The sequence below is a fragment of the Rhizobium sp. 01N447_2 genome, from assembly GCF_056399245.1.
Genome location: NZ_JBFTQY010000005.1, coordinates 122,764 through 148,926, shown reverse-complemented (window position 1 = coordinate 148,926; position 26,163 = coordinate 122,764). Strand labels below are relative to the sequence as shown.

Here is a 26,163-nt window from a genome sequence, read left to right as displayed (position 1 = left end):
CTGGTGGACGTCTTGAAGGCGGCCGGCGAGCCCACGCGCCTGCGTCTTCTGGCGCTTCTTGACGGCGGCGACCTGACGGTGACCGATCTTACCGAAATTCTCGGCCAGTCCCAGCCGCGCATCTCCCGCCATCTGAAGCTGCTCGGCGAAGCCGAACTGATCGAACGCTACCAGGAGGGCGCCTGGGCCTATTTCCGACTGAAGCAGGACGGCAAGGCGGCCATGCTGGTGCGGGCGCTACTCAAGCATGTCTCCGAGAACGATCCGACCATCCTTCGCGATGGCGAGCGGCTTTCGCAAGTCAAGCGCCAGCGTGCCGAGCGGGCGCAGGCCTATTTCAGCCGCAACGCGGCCGAATGGGACGAGCTTCGCCGCCTGCATGCGGCTGATGAGGAGGTCGACGCCGCTGTCATCCGGCTGCTCGGCAACCAGCCGATCGATTCGCTGCTTGATCTCGGCACCGGCACCGGCCGCATCCTCGAGCTTCTATCCGGCCTCTACCGCCGGGCGATCGGAGTCGATGCCAGCCGCGACATGCTGAGCGTGGCGCGCGCCAATCTCGACAAGTCCCGCATCACCAAGGCCACCGTGCGCCACGCCGATATCCTGAACCTGCCGTTCGAGGGACAGGATTTCGACCTAGTGACGATCCATCAAGTGCTGCATTTCTTCGATCAGCCGGAAATTGCGATCGCGGAAGCGGCGCGCATGCTCCGGCCGGGTGGTCGGCTCGTGGTCATCGACCTGGCGCCGCACACGCTCGAATATCTGCGCGACGAGCATGCGCATGTCCGTCTCGGCTTTTCGCACCAGGCGATGTCCGACTGGCTGCGCAAGGCCGGGCTCGACGTCGAGCAGGCCGTCGATCTTCATCCGGGTCAGCAAAGCGGGCAAGGGTTGACGGTCACCGTCTGGCTCGCGCGCGATCCGAGGCGCCTCATGGCTTCGCAGACGAGCGAGGGCGCTGAACCTACATTTGCCGGGAGGGTATGACATGGCTTTGAAAAACGAAGCACGCGGCCGCAACATCAGGGTCTCCTTCGAATTCTTCCCGCCGAAATCGGAAGAGATGGAAGGGCAGCTCTGGCATACCGTCAGCCAGCTGCAGGACTGGGATCCGGATTTCGTGTCGGTGACCTATGGCGCCGGCGGCACCACGAAGGCGCCGACGCTGACCGCTGTCACGCGTTTCCTCTCACAGACGCCGCTTGCCACCGCCTCGCATCTCACCTGTGTCGGTGCGACCAAGGAGGAGACGCATCAGGTGGTCGATACGTTCCGCAAAGCCGGCGTAACGCATTTCGTGGCGCTGCGCGGCGATGCGCCAGGCGGCGCCGGCGCGCCCTACCAGCCGCATCCCGGCGGTTATGCCAATGCGGCGGWGCTGGTGGCTGGCCTCAAGGAAATTGGCGATTTCGAGATTTCGGTCTCCGCCTATCCGGAAAAGCACCCGGAAAGCCGCGATACGGCGGCCGATATCGACATGCTGAAGCGCAAGGCCGACAATGGCGCCGACCGGGCGCTGACGCAGTTCTTCTTCGACAACGACAATTTCGAGCGCTATCTGGAGCGGGTGCGCGGCGCCGGCATCTCGATCCCCGTTGTGCCCGGCATCATGCCGATCCAGAACCTGACGCAGCTGAAACGCTTTGCCGGGGCCTGCGGCACAATCATCCCCGCCTTCCTCGACGAGCGCTTTGAAGGCTTCGACGACAAGCCCGAGGAGCGGGCGAAGGTCGCCGCCGAAGTCGCTGCCGAACAGATCGAGGATCTCGTCCGGCGTGGCATCCATGATTTTCATCTCTATACGATGAACCGTGCGCCGCTGGTTTCCGCTGTGCTCGACAATCTCGGCCTCTCCCGCTCGGCGGCAAAAAGTGCGGGCGCAGCCGCCTTATCTTTGCGCGTCTGAAAGACGCGCGGCGCTGTAAAAGTGAAAAGCGCATGTCGGGCGGGACATGCGCTTTTTCGTTGGCGGATTGATCAGCTATCCAGGAGTTTAGGCACTATCAGTCGTCATACTTTCGTCGGCCGGCTCAGATGAAGAGCATGGACAAGACGAAAGCAAACGCTGCACTGACCAACAGAACATTCAAGGATTGCGTGAGTCCCATGTCTGTCTCCTCGCGTTAACCCGCCGATAATATGTCTGAAATATGTCGGTTGGGAAGCAGATCTTATGCTGCGCTGCAGAACGGTTCAGTGGATAAGTCGAATAGTGCTCTTGCAAGCCTTTGAAATAGATCAATAATTTTCAACAAATTTTTGTTCACACAATTTAACATGCCGTTAAATCAGGCGATTGTGGATTTACCTATGCGTCTAAAACATGGCGGATCGGCAACCGGTTGAAAACATGCGAAATTCGCAACCGGTTCAAACAGCTTTCGCCAGCAGGCGATAGGCGCGGCCATCGAGAATGATGAGGCCGAAACCGATCAGCGCCATGCCGGCCAATTCGCCAAGTGCGAGCCTTTCGCCGAGGAAAAGCACGCCGAGAAGGATGGCGCTCGGCGGCACCAGCAGGGTGACGAGCGAGGCGTTGGTGGCGCCGGCGGTTGCCATGATCCGGAAATAGAGGATGTAGCCGAAGGCCGTCGACAGCAGCGCCAGCGCCAGGATGGCCAGGAGCGCATCCAGCGGCGGTGCGGCAAGCGCCCAGGGACGATCGGCCAGCAGCGACAGCGGCAGCGCAATCAGCGATGAGGCGGTCAACTGGCCGGCGGCAGTGACAGGAGCAGGAACATCCTTGAAGCGTTTGCCGTAAGTGGCGGCGAAGCCATAGGAGATGGCGGCAAGTACGGGAAGAAACAACGCCCAGAGCGGCGCTTCGCCACCAGCCGACATGCCGGGGCCGATCAGCACGATCGTTCCGGCCAAACCGACCAGGCAGCCGGCGATCTTTGCCGGTGACAGCTTCTCGTCTGATGTGAAGTAGTTGGCGATCAGCACGGTCCAGATCGGTGTCGTCGCATTCAGAATCGCCGCAAGACCGGCGCCGATGCGGGTCTGGCCGAAGAAGATCAGCGCATGCGGTAGGGCATTGTTGATGAGCCCGAGGATCAGGAATTCGCACCAGCGGGCCTTGAGGATCGCATAGAATTCAAAACGGCCGGCGATATAAGTATGCAGCGCCAGCGCCGCGAGCAGCAGCCTGAAGAAGACGAGGGTCAGCGGCGGCACATGCTGGACGGCGATGCGGGCAAAGAAGAAGGAGCCACCCCAGATCAGGCCGAGCAGGACCAGCAGGCCCCAGGTCCAGGCATTCATCCTGCTGTCCATGCCGATTCCTCCACCGTGAGCCGCTCGTTTTGCCGAAAGCCGGCACCGGATTTCGACCTGATGCTTTAGCGCAGGTGGCGGACCGCGCCACCCGTTTCTTGCGAAGCGGGCGGCGGTAAAATGTCAGCGGGGATCAGAGAGCATTGAGAAGGGCAGGCGTCGCCCAGCCGTCGGCCGGCATGCCGAGGCGCTGCTGTTCCTTCTGGATCGCGACACGCGTGCCGGAGCCGAGGATGCCGTCGATCTCGCCGACATCATGGCCGAGCGACTGCAGCTTGGTCTGCAGCGCCTTCATCTGGTCGCTGGCGAGCCCCTGTTCCGGCACGCCCTTGAGATAGGGTTCGGCGCCCGAAAGGCGCGTCCCGAAATAGGCAGCCGAGGTCGTGTAGATGAACGACTTGTTCCATTCGAGATAGATCTTGAAATTGGGATAGGCGATGAAGGCCGGTCCCATGCGGCCCTGCGGCAGAACGAGGTCGCCTTCGAGGTTGCCGAAGGCGGTATTGCCGTCGCGCGGCTTGACGCCAAGCGCGAACCATTCTCCCGCTTTCATCGTGCCGCCGAGGCCGGATTTTTCCCAGGGCAGATTGTCGGGCAGGGTCACTTCCTGCAGCCAGGGCTGGCCGCGCTCGAAGCCGAGATGCTGGATGAATTTCGCCGCCGTCAGGATGGCGTCCGGGCTGCTTTGCTTCAGGCGGATATGACCGTCACCGTCGCCATCCATGCCATAGGCAATGATGTCGCGCGGCAGCATCTGCACCTGGCCGATCTCGCCGGCCCAGGCGCCGGTATTGGTGGCGGGGTCGAGGTCGCCGTGCTGAACCATCTCGACAAGGGCGATCAGTTGCGGGCGGAAGAGTTCCGGGCGGCGGCAGTCATGCGACAGCGTCACCAGGGCGTTGCGGGTGTTGAAATCGCCCTGGACGGCGCCGAAATCGGTTTCCATCGCCCAGAAGGCGGTGATGACGCCCGGCGGGACGCCGAACTCCTGCTCGGCGCGGGCAAAGACGTCGGCATATTGCTTCATCTTCTGGCGGCCGATGTCGAGGCGGGCCTGGCTGACGGTGCGCTGTGAGAATTCGAGGAAGGTCTGCTTGAAGACGCCCTGAGCGCGATCCCGGCTCAGCACCTTGGGGTCGATCTCGGCGCCGGCGAAGGCCTCGTCGGCGGCTGCAGCACTGGCGCCGGCTGCGACCGCATCTTTCTTGACGCCGTCGAGGAAGGCGGACAGATCGCCGCCGCAGGGCGCTGCCGGGGCTGCGTCTGGCGCCTGCTGGGCGGCCGCGCCGCCTGCGAGGGCGAGGGCAAACAGAAGGGCGAGTGCAGAGCGGCTTGCGAGCGAGCGGTGCATGGATGCGGTCCTTATATCAAACAGATTGCCGTCGCTTTCACAGACGAATGTGACGGAAGCAAGAAACATCGCAAGACGTTACTAAGAATTTCTATCCTTGGAAACGGTCGCGACCCAATTGTTCCAGTTCTTTGCGCTGCCGGCGAAGACATTGATATCGGTCGGCCCACTGATGCCAGGAATAACGCCGGTCGAGGTATATTGCCAGAAGGCCCAGCGGCGGTCGGAGTAGGTCACCTCGGGGTGTTTTGCCACCGAACGGACCCAGAAATGATAATCCTGGAAGTAGCCGGCGAGATTGTCGCGATGGAAATCGACCGAGGTATAGATGATCGGGCGTTTGCCGTAATAGGCCTCCAGCCGGTCCATGAAACGCTGCATTGCGGCGCGCACGGTTTCAGCGTCGGGGCGGTAGCGGCAGGTCTTCGATTCGGCGTTCCATTCGACGTCAAGCACCGGCGGCAGGCGCATGGCCTCCTTCGGCACGTTGCGGATGAACCAGTCGGCCTGCTCGTCGGCGGAGGAGCRGAAATAATAGAAGTGATAGGGAGCGTGCGGGATGCCGGCGGCGCGGGCCTCGCGCCAGTATTCGTCGAAGCGCGGATCGACCCTGTCCTTGCCTTCCGTCGCCTTGATGAAGGCGAAGGCCACTCCGGAATTCTTCACCGTGCCCCAGTCGATATCGCCCTGCCATTTGGAGATGTCGATGCCGTGGATCGCATTCTGCTGCGGATGCTTCGCCCCGAAATCCTGCGGATCGGTATCCTTGAAGCGTGTCTTCGGTTTGATCGATGCCGTTTCGAGATAGTCATGACCGGAGGAGCTGCAGCCGGCCAGCAGGATGGCCAGGGGCAAAACGCAAAACAAAAACCGGCGCATGGGCGTCCTGTCGTAACTCGAATGATCTCTTTGCCCCACAGCCTGACCTTCGAAAAAGACGAGTCAGCAGAGGATAACCCTCTTTTCACCATATCAACGTAAAAAATCGGTTAGTTTCAAGCGAATTATAAGCGCTTGCAGATAATAGCAGCCCGCCAGGCATAACCGCCGCCGACGGTATCGAACAACAATATCGCGTTGTTTTCATGGGCTTGCGCTTCCAGGACCTCCCGCAGATCGGGGCGCGGGGTGACGTGGAATTTCGCAAGCCAGGACTGCAGCATGCGCCGGAACCAGCCCGGCAAGCCTTCTTGCTGGCCGAAATCGACGATGTGCAGCTGGCCGCCGGGATTGAGTGCGGCGATCGATGCATCGACGGCGCGCTCCCAGTCCGGGATCATCGACAGGGCATAGGAAATCAGGATGCGGTCGAAGCCGCTGACGCCGAATTCGCGCGGTGTGAACGCCGTGGCATCGGCGACGCGGAATTCCGGGATCGTCGCCTTGGTGGCGAAGGTTCTGCGCGCCGAAATCAGCATTTCCTGGGATATGTCGAGGCCGAACAGCTTGGCGGTCGGGAAATGCCGGTGGGCGAAGGCCATGTTGCGCCCGGTGCCGCAGCCGACTTCAAGCAGAGTGCCGCCTTCGGGCACGTCGAGATTGCGGATCGTGTTGTCGCGGCCGAGAAGATAATATTTGCGGGTCAGGTCGTAGATATGGCGCTGGTAGCGATACATGCCATCCATCAGGCTGGCATGTTCATCGCTCTTTCCTGACGTCTCAGTGCCGACCTTGCTCACGCCTTCTTCCCGTAGATGTGGAAGCCGCCATAGATTGCCGAGCGATCGAGCGCGGTCAGCTCACGTGACTTCTCCTCAAAGTAATCCCACTGGTCGCGGATCACAGGCGCCAGACGGCCTTCGATGATGCTCTTTTCGGCGGCGGTGCGGAAGATCACGCGGGCGCCTTCGCGCGCCGTGCGGGTGATTTCCGTCCAGACGTCGTTCAGTTGCTCGTCGGTCATCCAGTCCTGCGCGTCGAGCAGGATGTAGCGGTCGCGCGAGGCGGCCGGCTCGCGCGCCAGAAGCTCGGTGAAGCTTGCGTGGTGGACGTTGACGCGGTCGACATTGGCGCGGATCACCTCATAGTGCTCCGACTTCAGATAGGTCGGCAGCGGGCCTTCCGCTTCGGTGCCGTAGCGCCGGCCGAAGGCCTGCCAGGCGAAATAGTTGTCGCTCATCGGGAAATGACAGGCGAGCTTTTCCAGGCGGTGCTTCAACACCGGCGCGATCGAATGATCGGCGGCAAGGCTTGCAAGTTCGTCATATTGCTGCGGCGGAATGCCGAGGCCGAAGAGCGAGCTCTTGCGACCGGTGATCCAGCGCACGACCGGCTTTTCGAAGAGCGGCGCGATCTGCTCGTCGAAGAACTGGCGCTGCTCGCGGATTGAGCGGGTCTTGGTCATCTCGCGCAGCTTGACACCATGCAGGCGGGCAAGAAGATGGGCCGCGCCGATGAAGCGGCCGAGCAGACCGGTTTCGTAGATGTTGCGGTCGAAGACGGTGACACGGCGGCGGCCGAACTTGCGGCCGTTCCAGTAGCTGCGGGTCGCCTCATCGAGGCGGGCGGCGAGATGCTGGTCGTAGGTGCGGCTGTTCGACTTCTCGTTCGGCATCGCCAGGAAGCGGACGAGATCGGCATGGCCGGGAAGGTGCTTGAAGGCGGCAAGCTTCAGGCGGTTCAGGGCGATGTGGTGCGGGTTGAGATCGACGACGTCGATTGAGGCCGGCGCCTTGGAGAGATAGGCGAGCATGTTGCAGCCGCCAGAACCGATGGTGACGATGCGATGGTTGGGCTTCAGCTCCATCGCCTGCATGTCGAGATCCGGATCCTCCCAGATCTGCGGATAGACGAGGCCGGAAAAGAGAAGGCCGAAGAGACGCTCGGAAAAGCCATCCTTCGAAAAAGCCTTGTGGCGGAGAAGGGCGTCCTTGAGTTTCCGGTTCTTGCGGAAGCCGGCATCCGGTGCAAATTCTGACATGAGTCTGTCACCTTTTTAGCGTTCAGGGCGTGTAACGCGCCTCTGCTACAGTTTGATGACGCGGGCTGTGGAGGCGCCGTTCCTGGGAGACTTCGACCTCCTCGGGAGAGCGACCGGGTGGCTCTCCTGGGAAAGTGATCGGGATGATGGCCGTTCTTCGCTTCGGCCCCTTTCCGGCGCGTGCGATTCCTGCTTCTCTCCCGGCAGGAGGAATGCCATGCGATTTGTCCTGCGTATCCTGAAGGCGCTCGCTCTCCTTCTCGTTCTCGTCGTCATCGCTGCTGCCGGCTGGCTCTTCATCCGGCCGCCGGAATTGCTGCGCGTCGGCGACGGTTATGCCGCCAAGATCGTCTGCTCCAACGTCTTCATCGCCGGCCGGGGGGCTGAGGACGTGCTCCATGACGATGTCCAGGCGCCCGGAAATCCGTTGCTGCGGCTGGTGCGCGTCAGCGTCGACCGCGACAACGACCGTGTGACGGCGCGCTTCATGGGGCTGTTTGCGCCGAGTTATGCGCTCTATCGCGGCGCTTTCGGCTGCACGAGCGTGCCGGACGGTAATTTCGAGGCGGCGGCGAATGCGGCGCCCTTCGATCCGCCGGCCAAGATGCAGGCGAATGACGCCTTGTGGCCGGAGGGCGAGGGCATCGACAATCCGGCGGACGGGAAGATCGCCGCGCTGCTGGCCGATGCCGGAGTTGCCGGCCCAGCAATGCGGGCGATCGTCGTGGTGCGCAATGGCCGCATCGTCACTGAGGCCTATGGCCCCGGCTTCTCTGCAAAGACGCCGCTAATCGGTTGGTCGATGACGAAGACGGTGAATGCGGCGGTCCTCGGCCGGCTCATGCTCGGCGGCAAGATCTCTTTCGACGATGATAACCTGTTGGCGCAGTGGAAGAACGATACGCGCGCCAGAATCAAGGTTTCCGACCTGCTCGGCATGGAGAGCGGCCTCGCCTTCAACGAGGACTATGGCGACGTCGCCGATGTGACGCGCATGCTCTATCTCGATCCCGACATGGTATCGCTGCCGGCCAATGCACCGATGGAGGCGGCACCCGGCCAACGCTTCCGCTATTCGAGCGGCACGGCCGTGCTGCTGTCGCGCATCTGGATGGACAGGGTCGGCAATGCTCAGGCGGCCTTTTCTTATCCGCACGACGCGTTGTTTTCGCCGCTCGGCATGACGAGCGCGGTGTTCGAACTCGATGCGCGCGGCACCTTTGCCGGAAGCTCCTATCTCTATGCGACGGCGCATGACTGGGCGCGCTTCGGGCAGTTCCTGCTGCAGGATGGCGTGTGGAACGGCCAGCGGCTGTTACCGGAGGGTTTCGTCGGCGCCATGCGCACCCCGACGGCAGCATCGAACGGGCGGTATACGCAGGGTCAGGCTTGGCTCGCTCCTGGCGGCTCAAGCGCCGCGTTCGGGTTGCCGGAGGATACGTTCTGGCTGACGGGGCATGACGGGCAGAGCATGGCGATCGTCCCCTCCGCCAGTCTGATCGTCGTCAGGCTTGGCCTGACGCCGAGCCGGCTCGACTATCAGCCGCAGGTGCTGCTCAAGGCGATCCTGGCGGCATTGCCGCAACCACGTGGGCCGCAACAGCAGGCCGGATCGCAACGACAGACACAGCCGCAGCCATAGGCAGCGGCTTCAGCCGTTATCTCCAGATTTCAATAATTACCTTGGGCGATGTCGGTCATGCCCTTGCGCTTGGCGTCGTAATAATAGCCGCGCGCATACAGGCGGACGGCATCGTCTTCCTTACTGTCGGAGACGAGCCAGGCGCCGCGCAGATATTTCGCGGCATATTTGATGTTGGTCTCGGCATCAAAGAGGCCGCCCGGGGCACCGTCATAACCCATGGACTTGGCGGTGTTGTACTTGATCTGCATGAGGCCGAAATAGCCGCGCTTATTGTAGGCCTTCGGATTATAGCGGCTCTCGCGATGGACGATGCGGTGAAGCAACGTCTCGGGAATTTCGTAGACCTTCGAATATTTGGCGATGAGCTTGGTGACAAAGCTCTTCTCGACCGTCGGCGCGTCGTCTTTGTCGTCGTCGCTGAACATCGGGGGCGCCGTCGGCGGATCGATCGGCCCGGATTCGTCGAAACCGTAGTCCATGCTGGCGCGCGGCGTGGTGTCGACTGCGGCAAGTGCTGCAAGCGCGCTGTTTTGCGGTGTGGCGGCAAAGGCAAGCTGCGTTGTCGGCTGTGCCGGCGTTCCCGGACGCGGCGTCGGCACGACGGACTGGATCGCCGTCATCTCGGGCGTCAGCGGGATCTGCGCATAGGCCGCCGGCTGCATGGTAAGATCGCCAGGCTGAGAAGCTGTCACGGCCGGCATCGCCGTTGCGGTCAGGGAGGGGGATGATGCCTGGGGAATGGTGGCGCCTGCAACCGCCTGACCGGCTGCGCCTTCGGCTGTCGGGATCGCGGCGAGTGTTGCATCTTCGCCAGGTTTCGGCATCGGCACGACGGTCTGGACAGCTGTCAGTTCGGCCTGGGACGTGTATTCGACGCTCGCACATCCCGTCATCATGCCGCAGAGTATCGTGGAAACGACAAGACTGCGTTTCAGGCCGGATAATCCGATCGCTACCATTCCGCCACTTTCGTGAAATCGCGCCGCCCCGGCAGCGTATAAAAGTTACCAAAAACCTTAAGCCCTGGTGACCCCATTAACCTATTCGTGACATTCCGGCAACCACGGAATATTACTAGGCTGCAATACGGCGATACCCGGCTGTTACGGCACCTGCAGCGATCAGCAGAGTGCCTCCGGTGCGGTTTACGGCGCGCTGGATGCTCGCCTTGCGAATCAGTCCGCGCGCGGTATGGGCGAGAAAAGCGTAGGTGGAGGCGTTGAGGATCGCCAGCACAAGGAAGGTCGCTTCCATGATCGCCATCTGCCCGACAAAGGGCAGGGCCGGATTGAGGAACTGCGGCACGAAGGCGACGAAGAAGATGATGCTCTTCGGATTGAGGGCGGTGACGACATAGGCGTGGAGGAAGATCTTGAGCGACTTCTCCTCCGGCAGATTGTCGTTGTCGGCAACCGGTTCGCCGATGATGGGAGCCCGCCAGAGCTTGATTCCCAACCAGATCAGGTAGGCGCCGCCGATCCACTTCAAGACGGTGAAGAGGGTCGCGGAGGCGGCCAGAACGGCACCAAGACCGAAGAGGGAAGCCGTCATCGCCGTGAAGTCACCAAGCGCCACGCCGCTCACCGTCGCAAACGCCGTCCTGCGTCCATGACCGAGCGCATAGGAAACGACGAGAAGTATCGTCGGTCCCGGTATGGCCAGCATGATGGCGGATGCGGCCGCAAAAGCGAGCCAAGCTTCAAGTGACATGGTGTCTCCTCCTATTCCTCAGAAATAAGCAAAGACATCATATTAACCATCCGTCAATCACGCTTCTTTGTATTTCTGGCCTATATTGTCCATGACTTCGGCAAACCATCCCGTCGAAAGGTCAAAAGTCTTGCCGCCCTTGATGCGCGGGAATTCTATAGTGCGCAATTTACCGTTCTGGCCTTCATCATGGCCGGTGACGCCGGAGACTTTATTGAGCGCGCTTTCGACGGCGAGATCGACCATGCTCTGGATCAGCCTGAGGTCATCGCCGTTGGCGGGCGCCGAGCGGGCGAAATAGCCCGATTTCTGCACGAGGGAACGCTCGGCGTTCAAGAGATTGGCGAACTGCTTCTGGAACCAGGCGCCGACATTGATCGTGTCGATCTTCACATGGCCGAAGGCATCGCGCTTGACGGTCTCGCCGGCGGCTTCGCGCTCGGCGACGATGGCGTCGAGGCATGCGCCTTCCGAGACAAAGACCGTGGCATGGCCGTTGCGGTCCATGCTTTCCCTCAGGCGGGCGGCCTCGGCGTCGAGGTCGAAGGCCATCTCAGGCAGGTAGACGGCGTCGATGCTCTTCAGATGCGCGTCCATCATCAAGCCATCGACATACTGGTTGCTGCTGGTGCGCTGGAGATAGGCGCGAGCGGTGGCGGCCGTCAGCCAGCCAGAATGGCGGCCCATCACCTCGTGGATGACGAGAGTGCGGGGCGCGGCCGTCTGCTCGTTGCCGACATTGTCGAAGAAATGCGCGCCAACTTCGGCGGCCGTCCAGGCGCCGAGCGACTGGCGGATCGGTACGACGTCATTGTCGACAGTCTTCGGCAGGCCGACGACGGTCAGATCGTAGCCGTTGGCGGCGAGGTAGGCTGCAAGGTCGGCGGCCGTGGTGTTGGTGTCGTCGCCGCCGATCGTGTGGAGAATGGTGATGCCGTCATTGGCAAGGCGTTCGGCGGCGACCCGCAGCGGGTTCTCGCCTTCCTTGACCAGGCCGCGCTTGACGCAGTCGGCGGCATTGGTGAGCTTGACGCGGCTATTGCCGATCGGCGAGCCGCCATAGCGGTGCAGCAGCGGCGCCTTTTCGCGCATCTCGCGGGTGATCTCGAGGCTGTCGCCGATGAGCACACCCTGGTAGCCCGACTTGTAGGCGACGATATCGAGATCGGGCGCGACGTCGCTGTAGCGTTCGATGAGGCCACCGACAGCGGAAGAGAGACAGGGCGCCAGGCCTCCGGCGGTCAGCATTGCGACTTTCTGCTTGGCCATGATCCCTCCTATGGCGTTTCGGTGCGGCGGCGTTACCTAGCGCATGGATGCGGCAGGGAAAGGGGCCTGTAAAGTAAAGAATTTACGAAAAACGCGCCTTTCTGCCGCGTTGGACTGCAAAGGCGACTGGAAGTGCGATATAATCGTTTCAAGCCCGATCTGCTTGCCGAGAACTGTTGTGGAAATTTCCGTCGCGCGCACCGGAGCCCCGTGCCGGGCGGTGCCGGCGACTGCCGGCCAGTCGCCTTATACGAGATGAAGCGGGCGCGATGAATCGTTTGCTGCGGTGCGACAATTACCAAATCGTGAAAACTGTGTTCGGCCCTACGACCAATAGTCGCCTTGCAAAGGCTGCGATTCTTTGGTCAAGCTGTTTTGCGTATAAGTTGACAAGTGTGTGAGATTTTCGATGTCCTTCTGGGAAAAACTGTTGAATGCCATTGGCAATACCGCAGGCAATGCGCTGTCTGCGGTGGTCGAGGCTATCCGCACGGTTTTCGAAGGCGATCCCGAGACCCGGCGTAAGGTGGCTTTCTCCGTGGCGATCATCGCTCTGTCGGCCAAGATGGCCAAGGCCGACGGCATCGTCAGCGAGAAGGAGGTCGAAGCCTTCCGCGAAATCTTCGAATTCCCGCAGGATCAGGCAAAGAATGTCGCCAGGCTTTACAACCTCGCGCGGCAGGACGTCGCCGGCTACGAAGCCTATGCCGAACGGCTCTCCACGCTCTGCGTCACCTGTGCGGCCAATTGCCCGGTGCTGGAAGACGTGCTCGACGGCCTCTTTCACATCGCCAAGGCCGACGGGCTGATCCACGAGAAGGAACTGAATTTTCTGCGCCATATCGGCGAGATCTTCCAGATGAGCGAAACTCGCTTCGAGCAGATTGCCGCCCGCCACGTCTCGTCCGGCGGCGATCCCTACAAGGTGCTCGGCGTCTCGCCTTCGGATGATTTCCCGACCATCCGCCGCCGTTACCACGGCCTCGTCAGCGAACATCATCCCGATCGGCTGATCTCGCGCGGCGTGCCGAAGGAATTCCACGTGATTGCCAATGAGCGCATGGCGGCGCTGAACGCGGCCTATGAGGCGATCGAGAAGGAACGCCGCGCCGCATGACCTCTTTCGGGGCCGACTGCAGCAGCGCCCGCGTGCAGCCTTCGCCGAACCATGGCGAGCGGGCGGATGGGCGCCGTCCCGACATGATCCTGCTGCACTATACCGGCATGCCGACGGCAGATGGTGCGCTCGACTGGCTCTGTCGCGCCGAGAGCCAAGTTTCCAGCCACTATTTCGTGCATGAGAACGGCGAGGTGGTGCAGCTCGTGCCGGAAACACGGCGTGCCTGGCACGCGGGAAAAAGCAGCTGGCACGGCGAGACTGATATCAATTCGCTGTCGATCGGCATCGAGATCGCCAATGCCGGCCATCCGGGCGGGCTTCCTGATTATCCGAAAGAGCAGATCGCTGCGGTGATCGAATTGTGTCGCGACTGTGTCAAACGTTGGTCGATCACGCCGGAACGGGTGCTCGGGCATTCCGATGTCGCCCCGATCCGCAAGGTCGATCCGGGCGAGAAATTCCCCTGGGCCGAGCTCCACCGGGCAGGCATCGGGCACTGGGTCGAACCGGCAACGATCACCGGCGGGCGCTTCTTCCAGCGCGGCGATACAGGCCAGCCTGTCGAGGCGCTGCAATCGATGCTGTCACTCTATGGTTACGGCACTGAAATCACGGGTGAATTCTCCGAAAAAACGGCGAGCGACGTGAAAGCTTTCCAGCGCCATTTCCGGCCCGAACGGGTGGATGGCATCGCCGATTTCTCGACGATCGACACGCTGCACCGGCTGCTTTCAGCATTGCCGCGTTATTCCTGACCGGAAGAGCCGGATATCAGGGCTGATTTCTTGCGGCCGGCGTGAAATCCACCTCGCCACATCATTTCCCTATTATCTCCTCATTGCGATGGTCTAAGAACGCCCGCTGAACAGCGCTCACGGCTGTTTTCAAGTGTAACCATGAGCGCCAAATGAAACGATAAGAATTGCTGCGGAACGCGATCAGTCATTGATCGCGTGTGACCGGATGACAGCGAGGCGCGCAGTCCTGTAATTCTTTGGGTCGGAGTGAAGAGACTACATGAAGAATATGATTGTTGGTGCTGCGGCATGTGTTGGCATGCTGCTGGCGGGATATAGTTTTGCCTTGGCGAATGATGACTGGGGTGCCAGGGCCGAAACCATCTCGCTGAAAACCGTCGATCGCCAGAGCGGCTATGCCATGCCGGATTTCTCCACGAGCACTCCCTATGCCTCCCTGATCAACAAATATGCCGCTGAATACAACGTGCCCGTGGCACTCGCCCAGGCCGTCGTGCGCGTCGAGAGCAATTTCAATCCGAATGCCCGCGGCAGCGCCGGCGAAGTCGGCCTGATGCAGATCAAGCCGGCGACGGCGCGGATGATGGGCTATTCCGGCTCGAGGAAGGGCCTGTTCGATCCGGAGACCAACATCAAATACGGCATGAAATATCTGGCGGCCGCCCATCAGCTTGGCGGCGGGCAGACCTGCAACACCATCCTGAAATACAATGCCGGCCATGCCGCCACGCGCATGAACCCGGTGTCGAAGACCTATTGCGGCAAGGTCCTGGCAATGCTCGACTGAGCATGGCCAGTCGCGTCGGGACGAAATTCCCTTGCGGCATTTTTGCGGATATGAATCAGCACGCTTGCCGTGATATCCCGCCTTGAAACGAGGTGGGATATGGCAGTCGATTTCAGGTTCATCATCATCGGAAGCGGCATGATGGGTGCCGCCGCCGCACGGCATCTCTCCTCGATGGCCGACGGCATCGCGCTGATCGGCCCGCGCGAGCCGGATCAGCGCATGACCCATCACGGCGTCTTCGCCAGCCACTACGACGAAGCGCGCATCACCCGCACTTTCGACGGCAATCTTGCCTGGGGAACCTTCGCCGCCCGCGCGCTCGACCGCTACGGCGAGATCGAGGCAAGGAGCGGCATTTCCTTCTATTCGGAGGTCGGCTGCCTCTTTGCCGGTCCGACCCCGACGGACGAACAGGACTACATCAACCGGGCACTGGCCGTCAGCCGGTCGCTCGGCAGCAATATAGAGACCATCGCACCGTCGGAGCTTCCCCAACGTTTTCCCTATCTTGCCGTTGCCCCTGAATTCAGCGGATATTTCGAGCGTAAGCGCGCCGGCCACATCAATCCCCGTGCGCTGGTGCGGGCGCAGATCAAGCTTGCCGAACAGGGTGGTGTCTCGCTGATCGAGGCAACCGCGACATCCGTGCACGACGCCGGTTCCCATGTCGAGGTGACGGCCGGCGGCAGAAGCTACAGCGCCGAGCGCGTGCTGGTCGCCGCTGGCGGTTTCAGCAATTTCCATGCCCTGCTGCCGCGTCCCGTCGATACCAGGGTCATGGCGCGCACCGTCGCCTTCTACGAAATCGGCGAGCGCGAGATGGCGGTTTTCGGCGATATGCCGTCGACGATCGTGCTCGGTGACCGGGAAGAGGATCACATCTATATCCTGCCGCCGGTGCGTTATCCCGACGGCAAGACCTATCTGAAACTCGGTGGCGATACCGAGGCGCTTTCCTTCGAGAGGTTGGAGGATGCCGGCGCATGGTTCCGTTCCGACGGCAGTGCTGCCGAGCGCGATCATCTCTCGCGTGTCGCCTTGCAGCTGATGCCGGAGCTTGCCGGTTGCCGCGTGACCTCGGCGCCCTGCGTGGCGAATTTCACACCCACCGGTTATCCCTATGCCGGATTTACGCAGTCGCCACGCGTCGCGGTGCTGACAGGGGGCAATTTCGTCGCGGCCAAATCCTCCGACGAACTAGGGCGGCTGGGAGCGGTGCTTCTGGCGGAAGGACGGCTCGGCGATCAGGATTTCGGCGGCGAACTGACGCCGGTCTTCGCAGCAATTCAAGATGATACAGCGTCCTTTGCGGGTCTGAAAGGACACGCGGCGTCGTAGAGAGGAAAAGCATGGCAGTCGATTTCAAATATATCGTCGTCGGCCGCGGGCTGATGGGGGCAGCGGCGGCGCGGCATCTGGCGCGCCGAGTCGACGGTGTCGCGGTGATCGGTCCGGACGAGCCTGATGACCGCAAGGCGCATCAGGGCGTCTTCGCCAGCCATTACGACGAGGGGCGCATCACCCGTACCATCGATCCCGACCGCAATTGGGCGCTGCTCGCCAACCGTTCGATCGGCCGTTATGGCGAGATCGCCCGCGACAGCGGCATCGACTTCTATCGCGAGGTCGGCTGCGTCGTCGTCGCGCCGACGGAAAGCGATTATCTCGAGAGAACCCGACAGGCCGCCATCTCGCTCGGTGTCGAGACCCGCCTTCTCGATGGGGCCGGCCTGAAGGCCGTCTTTCCCTTTTTCGCCTTTCCTGATGGTGGCGCCGGCGTCTTCGAGGCGAGGGGGGCCGGCCACATCAGTCCGCGCAGCCTGGTCAAGGCGCAGTCGCTGCTCGCCGAAAAGGCAGGCGCCACCGTCATTCGTGACTATGTCGTTTCGATCCGTAGCGAGGGCGGCGTGGCTGTCGTCGAGACGGCCGGCGGCCGGACCTGCCGCGGTGAAAAGGTGCTGCTGGCAGCGGGCGGATTTTCCATTGCGGAGAATCTGTTGCCGCGGCCCGTTGCCATGACCGTTTATGCCCGGACCGTGACGCTTTTCGAGGTGGGCGAGGCCGATGCTGCGCGCCTGGCCGCGATGCCGTCGCTCATTCTCCGGGCGCCCGGCATCGATATCTACCTGCTGCCGCCGATCCGGTATCCCGACGGCAAATTCTATCTGAAGATCGGCGGCGATCCCGACGATCTGGCACTCAGCGGCGACGCCGACATGCGCGCCTGGTTCAAGACCGAGGGCCGCGATATGGTGCGCGCGCATCTCAAACGCATCGTTGAAGGTCTAGTGCCCGATATCGTGCCGCTCTCGATTTCGACGGCGGCCTGCGTCGTGTCGCATACGGAAAGTGGCTACCCGATGATTGGCTACACCTCATCGCCAGAAATCGCGGTGCTGACGGGCTGTGCCGGAACGTCGGCCAAGAGCTCGGACGAAATCGGCCGGCTTGGAGCCGAGCTGCTTTTGTCAGGTAGAATCGACGAACAGGGCTATTCCACGGATTTCACACCGCAATTTCGCTAGAGCATTTCCGTTTTTCTCCGAATCACGGAGGTGCTCTCTCTTTTTGTTGTTCCGCAATTCCGGACGCAAAACCGCTGCGCATTTTTGCTGGAATTGCTCTGAGCGATATCGTTTATTTCGATAGCAATTGCGATCTCTCTCGTTTATGGGAGCCCTGCCAGTTGGCTGGGCAGCCGCGCTTTACCAATGCCGAAAGGCGGTAGGGTGAGGAAAGTCCGGGCTCCACGGAAACACGGTGCCGGATAACGTCCGGCGAGGGCGACCTCAGGGAAAGTGCCACAGAAAGCAAACCGCCTGTCATGACAGGTAAGGGTGAAAGGGTGGGGTAAGAGCCCACCGCATCTCCGGCAACGGAAATGGCACGGTAAACCCCACCGGGAGCAAGACCGAATAGGGATGACGTGGCAGGTCGAAAGGCCTTCCGGCCGGTTTCCAGGCCAGTCATCCGGGTGGGTTGCGCGAGGCAGCGTGCGAACGCTGTCCCAGAGGAATGGCTGCCACGTTCCGGTTCACGCCGGAGCCATACAGAACCCGGCTTACAGGCCAACTGGCGATTACCATCTTGTGGCGCGGCAGCCGGATTTTCAGCGTAAGTCGCTGAAACCGGCTGTTTTCAAGCGGCTGTTTATGCATCCATTGGATGGATTTTTCCTGCAGGCATACCAATGCGTGTCATTTGTAAGATGACGCTGCTAACCCTTTGTTAAACTTAACGGCTTATAAATTTTTGATCATGCGTCCATTGCAAAATGGGCGTATCCCATTGACGCCCATATGGTCCCATGCTATCCCAAATGCGCACTGCACCAGGGCAATCATCTGCCCATTCATCGCAACGCAAAGGCGTCTTCCTCTCCGGAAGCGTCGGAGGGGTTTTCGCTCATCCGGCTTGCGAAGCTGTGCCTGATATCGGGAGTTTCGGGCGTCTTTTGGTCCGGATCCCTGCGGGAACGGATGTTTCGTGTGATGAGCCGCTTCCTTTCGAACGCGACCAACAGGATCGACGCCAAGGGCAGGGTTTCCGTGCMTTCGGCTTTCCGTTCCGTGCTGGCGCAGCGCAACGTCCAGGAGCTCTACTGCTTTCAGGACTTTGTGTTTCCGGCGATCAGTGTCGGCGGTCCGGATCTTCTCGAAAGATTCGAACGGCAGATTGCTGCGGAGGATCCGTTTTCGCCGGATGCAAACGAGATGTCGCTTCTCATTCATGGAGGCGGGGTCTTCATGAAGCTCGACGCCGAGGGGCGGCTGATGGTCACGGATTTCATTCGGGGCTTCACTGGCATCTCGGACGAAGTGACCTTCGTCGGTCGGGCGGATCATTTTCAGCTCTGGCAGCCGCAGGCTTTTGTGGCCGCACAGGCGCAAGCACGAGGGGAGCGCAAGCTGGCGGGCAAGCGTTCCTGAAAGAACGAGGGAACGGAATGGTGGCGAATCCTGGCGGAGGTTCAACTGATGCCGGTGGCGGACCGGTTCGTCACATTCCTGTTCTTCTCGACGAAGTCCTTGCGACACTGGCGCCCGCGCCCGGCAAGCTCATCCTCGATGGTACATTCGGTGCGGGCGGTTACAGCTCGGCCATCCTTGCCGCCGGCGCCGAGGTGATCGCGCTCGATCGCGACCCGACGGCGATTGCATCAGGGCAGGCAATGGTCGCCGCCCATGGCGGTCGGCTCAGGCTCGTTCATTCGCAATTCTCGCATCTTGGCGATCATGCGCCGCAAGGCGGGCTCGACGGCGTCGTGCTCGATATCGGTGTCTCTTCCATGCAGATCGACGAGGCCGAGCGCGGCTTCTCCTTCCAGAAAAACGGTCCGCTCGATATGCGCATGTCGGCCGAAGGCGTTTCGGCCGCCGATGTCGTCAACCGCGCCAAGGTCGCTGATCTCATCCGCATCTTCCATTTTCTCGGTGAGGAAAGCCAAGCGCCGCGCATCGCTCATGCGATCGAGAAGCGCCGCGCCGAAAAGCCGTTCGAAACGACACGCGATCTCGCCGGTCTCATCGAGCTCGTCACGCCGCGCAAGATGAAGGACAAGATCCATCCGGCAACGCGCGTCTTTCAGGCATTGCGCATCTTCGTCAATGACGAGCTCGGCGAGCTGGCGCAGGCGCTGTTTGCGGCGGAAACGTCGCTGAAGCCAGGCGGGCGGCTCGTCGTCGTCACCTTCCATTCGCTTGAAGACCGCATCGTCAAGAAATTCTTCTCCGACCGCGCCGGCAAGGCGTCGGGTTCGCGGCACCTGCCGGTCGCGCATGAGCGGGCAGCAACCTTTGCGGTCATCGGCAAGCCGATGGTTTCGGCAAGCGAGGCGGAGGCGGAGATCAATCCGCGCGCCCGCTCCGCCAAGCTGCGCGCCGGCCTGAGGACGAACGCTGCCGCCGAGGCCGCGGATATGTCGCTCTTCGGGTTTCCCAATCTTGCCAGCCTCGGAAAGCTTGGTGGTTGATATGCTGAAAACGTTCGATCTCGTGCTCATCGGTGTCATGACGGCCACTGCCGCCGTAACCTACACGATCAAGCACCGCGCCGAATTGAAGCTCGAGGAGGTTCGCCGCCTCGAAGCCGAGATCAAGCTCGAGAAGGACACGATCGACCTTCTCAAGGCCGACTGGGCGCTGCAATCGCAGCCGAACCGGCTGGAGCGACTGGTCAGAGCCTATAATGACGAATTGAAGCTGCAGCCGACGGAATCGACGGCGCTGGYGCATGCCAAGGAATTGCCGATGCTGAAATCCGAGGTTCCCGTGCCTGATGTGACGGAGGCCAAAGCCAGCGCCAAGAGCGCGACCGTGGCCAGCGCCAAGAGCGCGACCGTGGCCAGCGCCAAGAGCGCGCCAGACACCGCCAAGGGCGCGCAAGCCACCGCCAAGGCGCAGCCCATTCCAATGCCTGCGCCACGCGGTGAGGCAGAGGATGCAGATCAGATCGAAACCGGATCGGTGGAGGAATAATGTCGTTTCTTTCCCGCATTATGGTTTTGAAGAGCCAGGCGCATTTCTCCGCCGGCGTCTATAACCGCTTCGGTGGTCCTTCCCCCGCCGGCCTGGCGATCGAGGGATCGCGCAAGAAGAAATCAGGGCAGGCGAAAAGCCGCGTCGGCCTGCTGATCCTTGGTTTCATGGGTGTCTACGCCGTCATCGGCGGCCGTCTCGTCGAATATGCGATGAAGGACCAGGAGGTCGTCTCCAGCATCCTGCCGCCCGACCGGCTGATGGCCTCGCGCCCCGACATTCTCGATCGCAACGGCGAGGTGCTGGCGACCGACATCCGTACCGTCTCGCTGTTTGCCGAACCGAACAAGATCGTCGACGCCGACGAGGCGGTCGAGAAGCTTGCGACGGTGCTGCCCGAACTCGACGTCAAGGACACCTATAAGAAACTCTCGGTCAAGACCTCGCATTTCGCCTGGCTGCGCCGGCAGCTGACTCCGAAGCAGCAGAGCCAGATCCTGGCGCTCGGCATTCCCGGCATCGGCTTCCGGCCGGAGAAGCGCCGCTTCTATCCGGGTGGCTCGACCGCCGCGCATATCCTCGGTTACGTCAACATCGACAACCGCGGTGTCGCCGGCATGGAGAAATTTATCGACGACCAGGGGCTGGCCGATCTCGCCTCCGTCGGCATGACCAGCGACCAGCCGCTCGAGCCGGTGCGGCTATCGATCGACCTACGCGTGCAGAACATCGTGCGGGACGCGGTCGTCAACGCCGTCAACAACTTCCAGTCCAAGGGCGCGGGTGCTGCGGTCATCGACGTGCATACGGGAGAAGTGCTGGCGATGGCATCGGCGCCGGATTTCGATCCGAACGATCCGCAGGAAKGCGCCAAGGAGGGTTGGCTCAACCGGATGACCAACGGCACCTTCGAAATGGGCTCGACCTTCAAGACCTTTTCGCTGGCCATGGCGCTCGATAGCGGCAAGGTGAAGATGACCGACAGTTTCGATGCCAGCAAATCGATCTATATCGGCGGTTTCACTATCCACGATTTTCACGGGCAGCGCCGCTGGCTGACTGTTCCCGAGATTTTCCAATATTCTTCGAATATCGGCACGGCGCGCGTCATCGACATCGTCGGCATCGACGCGCAGAAGGACTATCTGACCAAGTTCGGCCTCTTGACGAAGATGCAGACCGAGCTGCCCGAAGTGAAGATGCCGAGCCAGCCGCGCGTCTGGAAGAAGATCAATTCGATCACGATTTCCTTCGGCCATGGCGTCTCGACGACGGCACTGCAGACAGGGGTGGCGGCCGCCGCTCTCGTCAACGGCGGCAAGCTGATCGAGCCGACATTCCTGCCGCGCACGCGCGAACAGGCCGATGAGATCGCCACGCAGGTGATCAAGAAGTCGACCAGCGACGAGATCCGCTATCTGCTTGACTTCAACGGCTACAAGGGATCCGGGCGCGTCGCCCGCGTGCCGGGCTTTTCCGTCGGCAGCAAGACCGGCACGGCTGACAAGGTGGTGAACGGCCGTTATTCGGCGACCCTAAATTTCAATTCCTTCATCGCCGCATTCCCGATCAACGATCCCAAATATGCCGTGATCACCTTCTGCGACGAGCCGAAGACCGGTGAGAAGGCCTATGGCGGAACGATCTCCGCCGGTACCGCCGGTCCGATTGCCCGCGAGATCATCAGCCGCGCGGCCCCCATTCTCGGCATCGAGCCGAAATTCGGGGAGGGTGGATCGGCCTTGCTGGTGTCTTATTGAGTGTGAATGAATATCGAGGCCGATTCGCGAGGGGTGAACCGGATTCAAGAGAGAAAAGTGCGTTCGATGAAATTGCGAGACCTGGCCGGAGATCAGTTTCCGGAACTTGAAGCACAGCTCGAAGGCCCGGCAGGCTTGCTTGATATCTCAGGCCTGTCTTCGGACAGCCGCAAGGTGGCGCCGGGCAATGCTTTCGTCGCGGTCGCCGGCACCAAGGCGGACGGTGCGGGCTTCATCGCGGATGCCGCCGGCCGCGGCGCTGCCGTCGCGATCGCCTCCCAAGCCGTCGCTGCTTCGATCCCGGTGCTTGCGGTCAAGGAGCCGCGCCGTTTCCTTTCCATCGCCGCCGCGCGTTTCCACGGCAGGCAGCCCGATACTATGGTCGCCGTCACCGGCACCGCGGGCAAAACCTCCGTCGCTTCTTTCACCCGGCAGATCTGGGCGCATGCCGGCCACGCGGCCGCGATGATCGGCACGACGGGCGTCGTCTCGCCGACGCGCAACGAATATGGCTCGCTGACGACGCCCGATCCTGTGTCGCTGCATGAGCTGCTGGCGGAACTTGCCGGAGAAGGCGTGACGCATGCCGCGATGGAGGCCTCCAGCCACGGCCTCGACCAGTGCCGGCTCGACGGCGTCAAGCTTGCGGCAGCCGCCTTCACCAATCTCGGCCGGGACCACATGGATTATCATCCCACGATCGAGGCCTATATGGCCGCCAAGATGCGGCTTTTCGATACGCTGTTGCCGAAGGGGTCGCCGGCGGTGATCTTCGCGGACGATCCGTGGTCGGCGCAGGCGATCAAGGCCGCGACCGATGCCGGTCACGACGTTCGTACCGTCGGGCGAAAGGGTAACTACCTCTCGTTGAAGCGCGTCGAGCACTTCCGCCACAAGCAGATGGCCGAGATCCATATCGGCGGCGAGATCTTCGAGGTGGACATTCCGCTGGCCGGCGACTTCCAGGTCGCCAACGCGCTGGTCGCGGCGGGGCTTGCCATGTCGACCGGCGTTGAGGCGAAGGTTGCGATGGCTGCGCTCGAGAAGCTCGTCGGCGCGTCCGGCCGTCTCGAACTCGTCGGCCACACGAAAGACGGCGCACTCGCTTATGTCGACTATGCCCACAAGCCGGATGCTCTGGAAAACGTGCTGGGCTCGGTCAGACCCTTCACCACCGGCCGCGTCATCGTCGTCTTCGGCTGCGGCGGCGACCGTGACCGCGGCAAGCGGCCGATCATGGGCGAAATCGCCTGCCGTCTTGCCGACGTCGTCATCGTCACCGACGATAATCCCCGTTCTGAGGAGCCGGCCTCGATCCGGGCGGAGATCATGGCGGCCGCGAGTTGCGCCTCGGAAATCGCCGATCGCGCCACGGCGATCCGCGAGGCGGTCAGTATGCTGAGATCCGGCGATACGCTGATCGTCGCCGGCAAGGGGCATGAGGAAGGGCAGACGATCGGCGACGTCACCCTGCCGTTCTCCGATCATGCGGAGGTGCGCAAGGCCTTGGAGGACCTGAAATCTTGAGCTGGCTCTGGACGACCGAAGACATGATCGCAGCGATGGCGGGGCGCCCCTTCGGCACTCTGCCCGAAGGCATCACCGGCATCTCCATCGACAGCCGCTCGATTGCCCCAGGCGAAGCCTTCTTCGCGATCAAGGGCGACCGTGTCGATGGTCACGATTACGCATCGATGGCGATGGCGAACGGCGCCTCCCTTCTCGTCGTCAGCGAGGCGAGGCTTCCCGCCATGGGCCGTCTGACGGTGCCGATGATCGTCGTGGAAGACGTGCTCGCGGCACTTGGCCGGCTCGGCCTTGCCTCGCGCGAGCGCTCTAAGGCCCAGATCATCGCGGTGACGGGATCTGTGGGAAAGACGACCACCAAGGAAATGCTGCGGCATGTGCTGTCGCCCTCCGGCAAGGTGCACGCCTCCGTCGCCTCCTTCAACAATCATTGGGGCGTGCCGCTGACGCTGGCACGCATGGCTGAGGATACGGATTACGGCGTCTTCGAAGTCGGAATGAACCATCCCGGCGAGATCCGGCCGCTGGTGGCGATGATTCGTCCCGATGTCGCCATCATCACGACGATCGCGCCGGCGCATCTCGGCAATTTCAAGAACATCAAGGAAATCGCCGCCGCCAAGGCCGAGATCTTCGAGGGGCTGGAACCCGGTGGGCATGTCGTGCTCAACCGCGACAACGACCAGTTCAATTTCCTCGACCGCACGGCGCAATCGCTCGGCATCGAGCATATCCATTCCTTCGGCCAGCATGCCAAGGCTGAATTCCGGCTCGCAGAATTCAATGGTTCCGACGAGAATTCGACGCTGTGGCTGACGATCGGCGGCGAGACGCTGGAAGTTGCGCTCGGCGCGCCGGGCCGCCATATCGCCGAGAATGCGCTCGCAGCGCTCGGCGTCGTCAGGATCGTCGGCGCCGATATGCAGAAGGCGATCGAAGCGCTTGCGACGCTGAAGCCGGAAAAGGGCAGGGGCAAGCGCCACCGGCTTTCGATCGGCGGCGGCAGCTTCACGCTGATCGACGAGAGCTACAATGCCAATCCGGCCTCGATGCGCGCGGCGATCGCGCTGCTGGCGGCCTCCGAGCCGACCGGCCGCGGACGCCGTATCGCCGTGCTCGGCGACATGCTGGAAATGGGCGACTATGCGCAGAAGGTCCATACCGACCTTGCCGTGCCGCTGCTTGCTGCCGGTATCGAACATGTCTGGTTGGCCGGAGCGGAGATGGCTGCGCTCAAGGAATCGTTGCCGGAAAGCGTCCATGTCGAATATCGCGAGAACACGAGCGAATTGACGGACTATGTATTGAACTCGGTCGCGCCAGGCGACGTGTTGATGGTGAAATCGTCTCTGGGCATCGGTTTCGGCAAGATCGTCGCCGCGCTCCTTGACAAGTTCCCGCCATTTGCCGACACGCAACGCGAATTTTGATCGGGTAAACAAGGGGCCCTGAATGCTGATCTGGCTTGTCGAACTGTCGGAATATTTCAAATTTCTGAATCTGTTCAGATATATTACCTTCCGCACGGGGGCCGCTCTCTTTACCTCAGCGCTGATCGTCTTCCTGTTCGGGCCGACGATCATCAATTCGCTGCGCATCCGGCAAGGCAAGGGCCAGCCGATCCGCGCCGACGGGCCGCAGACGCATTTCAAGAAGGCCGGCACGCCCACCATGGGCGGGCTGATGATCCTCGCCGGCATCGTCGGCGCATCGCTGCTCTGGGCCGATCTTTCCAATGTCTATGTCGTCGCGACGCTGCTGGTGACGCTGGGCTTCGGCGCGATCGGCTTCTACGACGATTACCTTAAGGTCACGAAGCAGAGCCATATGGGCTTTTCCGGCAAGGCGCGTCTCGGCATCGAATTCGTCATCGCCGGCATCGCCGTCTATTTCATGATGCGCACCGCCCTTGCCTCGGGGATTGCCGGCTCGACCTTCGGCTCCTCGATCGCCTTTCCCTTCTTCAAGGACTTCATGATCAATATCGGCATCATGTTCGTCGTCTTCGGCGGCTTCGTCATTGTCGGCGCCGGCAATGCCGTCAACCTGACCGACGGTCTCGACGGGCTTGCCATCGTGCCTGTGATGATCGCCGCCGCCTCCTTCGGCGTCATCGCCTATCTCGCCGGCAACGTGGTGTTTGCGAATTACCTGCAGATCAATTTCGTGCCCGGCACCGGCGAACTCGCCGTCGTGCTTGGCGCCGTCATCGGCGCTGGTCTCGGTTTTCTCTGGTTCAACGCGCCGCCGGCCGCCATCTTCATGGGCGACACGGGGTCGCTGGCACTCGGCGGCACGATCGGCACCGTCGCCGTCGCCACCAAGCACGAGATCGTCATGGCAATCATCGGCGGCCTCTTCGTCATCGAGACGCTGTCCGTCATCATCCAGGTCGGCTTCTTCAAGATGACTGGCCGGCGCGTCTTCCTGATGGCGCCGATCCATCATCACTTCGAGAAGAAGGGCTGGACCGAGAGCCAGGTGGTGATCCGCTTCTGGATCGTTGCCGTCGGCCTTGCGATGCTCGGCCTTTCGACGCTGAAGCTCCGGTGAG

At 61.8% G+C, this 26,163-nt stretch carries 23 protein-coding genes and 1 other RNA gene; 16 read left to right on the top strand and 8 right to left on the bottom strand.

Annotated features, from left to right (window positions below; all coding sequences use genetic code 11):
- Together AC1ECN_RS05095 and metF are read left to right on the top strand one after the other, a co-directional pair.
- On the top strand, positions 1-993 hold a 993-nt coding region (locus tag AC1ECN_RS05095), incomplete at its 5' end, for an ArsR/SmtB family transcription factor (RefSeq protein ID WP_477952358.1).
- 1 nt (position 994) lies between these two features.
- On the top strand, positions 995-1,912 hold the full coding sequence (metF, locus tag AC1ECN_RS05090; RefSeq protein WP_477952356.1) for a methylenetetrahydrofolate reductase [NAD(P)H]: 918 nt from the start codon (positions 995-997) through the stop codon (positions 1,910-1,912).
- 464 nt (positions 1,913-2,376) lie between these two features.
- Here metF and AC1ECN_RS05085 read toward each other — a convergent pair whose 3' ends face one another.
- From AC1ECN_RS05085 to AC1ECN_RS05065, 5 genes are all read right to left on the bottom strand, one after another.
- The gene (locus AC1ECN_RS05085) at positions 2,377-3,282 is read right to left on the bottom strand and encodes a DMT family transporter (protein ID WP_018074124.1); all 906 of its coding nucleotides are present in this window, start codon (positions 3,280-3,282) and stop codon (positions 2,377-2,379) included.
- A gap of 133 nt (positions 3,283-3,415) precedes the next feature.
- Complete coding sequence (locus tag AC1ECN_RS05080) at positions 3,416-4,633, bottom strand: lytic murein transglycosylase (RefSeq protein WP_026171052.1); 1,218 nt, start codon at positions 4,631-4,633, stop codon at positions 3,416-3,418.
- An 81-nt stretch (positions 4,634-4,714) separates the two neighbouring features.
- Complete coding sequence (locus AC1ECN_RS05075) at positions 4,715-5,512, bottom strand: glycoside hydrolase family 25 protein (RefSeq protein WP_477952354.1); 798 nt, start codon at positions 5,510-5,512, stop codon at positions 4,715-4,717.
- Positions 5,513-5,637: 125 nt separating this feature from the next.
- A complete protein-coding gene (locus AC1ECN_RS05070; protein ID WP_130672902.1) occupies positions 5,638-6,312 on the bottom strand; it encodes a class I SAM-dependent methyltransferase in 675 nt (224 codons plus the stop codon).
- Positions 6,309-7,553, bottom strand: coding sequence for a BtaA family protein (locus AC1ECN_RS05065; protein ID WP_130661959.1), 1,245 nt, complete (start codon positions 7,551-7,553; stop codon positions 6,309-6,311). The genes AC1ECN_RS05070 and AC1ECN_RS05065 overlap by 4 nt, the downstream gene beginning before the upstream one ends.
- Before the next feature lie 217 nt (positions 7,554-7,770).
- On the opposite strand from AC1ECN_RS05065, the gene AC1ECN_RS05060 reads away from it, so the two are divergent.
- The gene (locus AC1ECN_RS05060; protein ID WP_130672901.1) at positions 7,771-9,195 is read left to right on the top strand and encodes a serine hydrolase domain-containing protein; all 1,425 of its coding nucleotides are present in this window, start codon (positions 7,771-7,773) and stop codon (positions 9,193-9,195) included.
- Between the two features lie 29 nt (positions 9,196-9,224).
- On the opposite strand, the gene AC1ECN_RS05055 is transcribed toward AC1ECN_RS05060, so the two are convergent.
- From AC1ECN_RS05055 to AC1ECN_RS05045, 3 genes are all read right to left on the bottom strand, one after another.
- Positions 9,225-10,157 (bottom strand): lytic transglycosylase domain-containing protein, encoded by a 933-nt coding sequence (locus AC1ECN_RS05055; protein WP_075224120.1) that lies wholly within the window; start codon positions 10,155-10,157, stop codon positions 9,225-9,227.
- Between the two features lie 115 nt (positions 10,158-10,272).
- Positions 10,273-10,908 (bottom strand): LysE family translocator, encoded by a 636-nt coding sequence (locus AC1ECN_RS05050; protein WP_017965118.1) that lies wholly within the window; start codon positions 10,906-10,908, stop codon positions 10,273-10,275.
- 57 nt (positions 10,909-10,965) lie between these two features.
- Positions 10,966-12,177: a pyrophosphate--fructose-6-phosphate 1-phosphotransferase gene (locus AC1ECN_RS05045; RefSeq protein WP_075224119.1), complete on the bottom strand. Its 1,212-nt coding sequence runs from the start codon at positions 12,175-12,177 to the stop codon at positions 10,966-10,968.
- 409 nt (positions 12,178-12,586) lie between these two features.
- On the opposite strand from AC1ECN_RS05045, the gene AC1ECN_RS05040 reads away from it, so the two are divergent.
- From AC1ECN_RS05040 to mraY, 13 genes are all read left to right on the top strand, one after another.
- Complete coding sequence (locus AC1ECN_RS05040) at positions 12,587-13,294, top strand: J domain-containing protein (RefSeq protein ID WP_003561040.1); 708 nt, start codon at positions 12,587-12,589, stop codon at positions 13,292-13,294.
- Entirely contained in the window at positions 13,291-14,052 is a 762-nt protein-coding gene (locus tag AC1ECN_RS05035; protein WP_130661957.1) for an N-acetylmuramoyl-L-alanine amidase, read from the top strand. The genes AC1ECN_RS05040 and AC1ECN_RS05035 overlap by 4 nt, the downstream gene beginning before the upstream one ends.
- Positions 14,053-14,314: 262 nt before the next feature.
- Positions 14,315-14,842 (top strand): lytic transglycosylase domain-containing protein, encoded by a 528-nt coding sequence (locus AC1ECN_RS05030; protein WP_024320773.1) that lies wholly within the window; start codon positions 14,315-14,317, stop codon positions 14,840-14,842.
- A 99-nt stretch (positions 14,843-14,941) separates the two neighbouring features.
- Positions 14,942-16,183, top strand: a complete 1,242-nt coding sequence (locus tag AC1ECN_RS05025; RefSeq protein WP_130661956.1) for an NAD(P)/FAD-dependent oxidoreductase — start codon at positions 14,942-14,944, stop codon at positions 16,181-16,183.
- An 11-nt stretch (positions 16,184-16,194) separates the two neighbouring features.
- A complete protein-coding gene (locus AC1ECN_RS05020) occupies positions 16,195-17,370 on the top strand; it encodes an NAD(P)/FAD-dependent oxidoreductase (RefSeq protein WP_130661955.1) in 1,176 nt (391 codons plus the stop codon).
- 157 nt (positions 17,371-17,527) lie between these two features.
- An RNA gene (rnpB, locus tag AC1ECN_RS05015) (RNase P RNA component class A) lies at positions 17,528-17,925 on the top strand.
- Between the two features lie 411 nt (positions 17,926-18,336).
- A complete protein-coding gene (gene mraZ / locus AC1ECN_RS05010) occupies positions 18,337-18,774 on the top strand; it encodes a division/cell wall cluster transcriptional repressor MraZ (protein WP_477952347.1) in 438 nt (145 codons plus the stop codon).
- Positions 18,775-18,791: 17 nt separating this feature from the next.
- On the top strand, positions 18,792-19,817 hold the full coding sequence (gene rsmH, locus AC1ECN_RS05005; RefSeq protein ID WP_018074137.1) for a 16S rRNA (cytosine(1402)-N(4))-methyltransferase RsmH: 1,026 nt from the start codon (positions 18,792-18,794) through the stop codon (positions 19,815-19,817).
- A 1-nt stretch (position 19,818) separates the two neighbouring features.
- Positions 19,819-20,322 carry a cell division protein FtsL gene (ftsL, locus tag AC1ECN_RS05000; protein WP_477952345.1) on the top strand — a complete coding sequence of 168 codons (504 nt, stop codon included), beginning with the start codon at positions 19,819-19,821 and terminating at the stop codon, positions 20,320-20,322.
- Entirely contained in the window at positions 20,322-22,082 is a 1,761-nt protein-coding gene (locus AC1ECN_RS04995) for a peptidoglycan D,D-transpeptidase FtsI family protein (RefSeq protein WP_477952343.1), read from the top strand. Before ftsL ends, AC1ECN_RS04995 begins: the two co-directional genes overlap by 1 nt.
- A 6-nt stretch (positions 22,083-22,088) precedes the next feature.
- Positions 22,089-23,609 carry a UDP-N-acetylmuramoyl-L-alanyl-D-glutamate--2,6-diaminopimelate ligase gene (locus tag AC1ECN_RS04990; RefSeq protein WP_018074139.1) on the top strand — a complete coding sequence of 507 codons (1,521 nt, stop codon included), beginning with the start codon at positions 22,089-22,091 and terminating at the stop codon, positions 23,607-23,609.
- Positions 23,606-25,039 (top strand): UDP-N-acetylmuramoylalanyl-D-glutamyl-2,6-diaminopimelate--D-alanyl-D-alanine ligase, encoded by a 1,434-nt coding sequence (locus AC1ECN_RS04985; RefSeq protein WP_128407048.1) that lies wholly within the window; start codon positions 23,606-23,608, stop codon positions 25,037-25,039. The genes AC1ECN_RS04990 and AC1ECN_RS04985 overlap by 4 nt, the downstream gene beginning before the upstream one ends.
- 22 nt (positions 25,040-25,061) lie before the next feature.
- Positions 25,062-26,162, top strand: coding sequence for a phospho-N-acetylmuramoyl-pentapeptide-transferase (gene mraY / locus AC1ECN_RS04980; RefSeq protein WP_003541415.1), 1,101 nt, complete (start codon positions 25,062-25,064; stop codon positions 26,160-26,162).
- Position 26,163: the final 1 nt, after the last annotated feature.

What these genes read in the sequence shown, in the direction of transcription:
- mraY (WP_003541415.1), top strand. Translation starts at nt 25,062, where the DNA reads ATGCTGATCTGGCTTGTCGAACTGTCGGAATATTTCAAATTTCTGAAT.
- AC1ECN_RS05040 (WP_003561040.1), top strand. Translation starts at nt 12,587, where the DNA reads ATGTCCTTCTGGGAAAAACTGTTGAATGCCATTGGCAATACCGCAGGC.
- AC1ECN_RS05020 (WP_130661955.1), top strand. Translation starts at nt 16,195, where the DNA reads ATGGCAGTCGATTTCAAATATATCGTCGTCGGCCGCGGGCTGATGGGG.
- AC1ECN_RS05035 (WP_130661957.1), top strand. Translation starts at nt 13,291, where the DNA reads ATGACCTCTTTCGGGGCCGACTGCAGCAGCGCCCGCGTGCAGCCTTCG.
- AC1ECN_RS05065 (WP_130661959.1), bottom strand. Translation starts at nt 7,553, where the DNA reads ATGTCAGAATTTGCACCGGATGCCGGCTTCCGCAAGAACCGGAAACTC.
- AC1ECN_RS05055 (WP_075224120.1), bottom strand. Translation starts at nt 10,157, where the DNA reads ATGGTAGCGATCGGATTATCCGGCCTGAAACGCAGTCTTGTCGTTTCC.
- AC1ECN_RS05030 (WP_024320773.1), top strand. Translation starts at nt 14,315, where the DNA reads ATGAAGAATATGATTGTTGGTGCTGCGGCATGTGTTGGCATGCTGCTG.
- AC1ECN_RS05045 (WP_075224119.1), bottom strand. Translation starts at nt 12,177, where the DNA reads ATGGCCAAGCAGAAAGTCGCAATGCTGACCGCCGGAGGCCTGGCGCCC.
- rsmH (WP_018074137.1), top strand. Translation starts at nt 18,792, where the DNA reads ATGGTGGCGAATCCTGGCGGAGGTTCAACTGATGCCGGTGGCGGACCG.
- AC1ECN_RS04990 (WP_018074139.1), top strand. Translation starts at nt 22,089, where the DNA reads ATGAATATCGAGGCCGATTCGCGAGGGGTGAACCGGATTCAAGAGAGA.
- AC1ECN_RS05025 (WP_130661956.1), top strand. Translation starts at nt 14,942, where the DNA reads ATGGCAGTCGATTTCAGGTTCATCATCATCGGAAGCGGCATGATGGGT.
- AC1ECN_RS05060 (WP_130672901.1), top strand. Translation starts at nt 7,771, where the DNA reads ATGCGATTTGTCCTGCGTATCCTGAAGGCGCTCGCTCTCCTTCTCGTT.
- AC1ECN_RS05085 (WP_018074124.1), bottom strand. Translation starts at nt 3,282, where the DNA reads ATGGACAGCAGGATGAATGCCTGGACCTGGGGCCTGCTGGTCCTGCTC.
- AC1ECN_RS05050 (WP_017965118.1), bottom strand. Translation starts at nt 10,908, where the DNA reads ATGTCACTTGAAGCTTGGCTCGCTTTTGCGGCCGCATCCGCCATCATG.
- AC1ECN_RS05080 (WP_026171052.1), bottom strand. Translation starts at nt 4,633, where the DNA reads ATGCACCGCTCGCTCGCAAGCCGCTCTGCACTCGCCCTTCTGTTTGCC.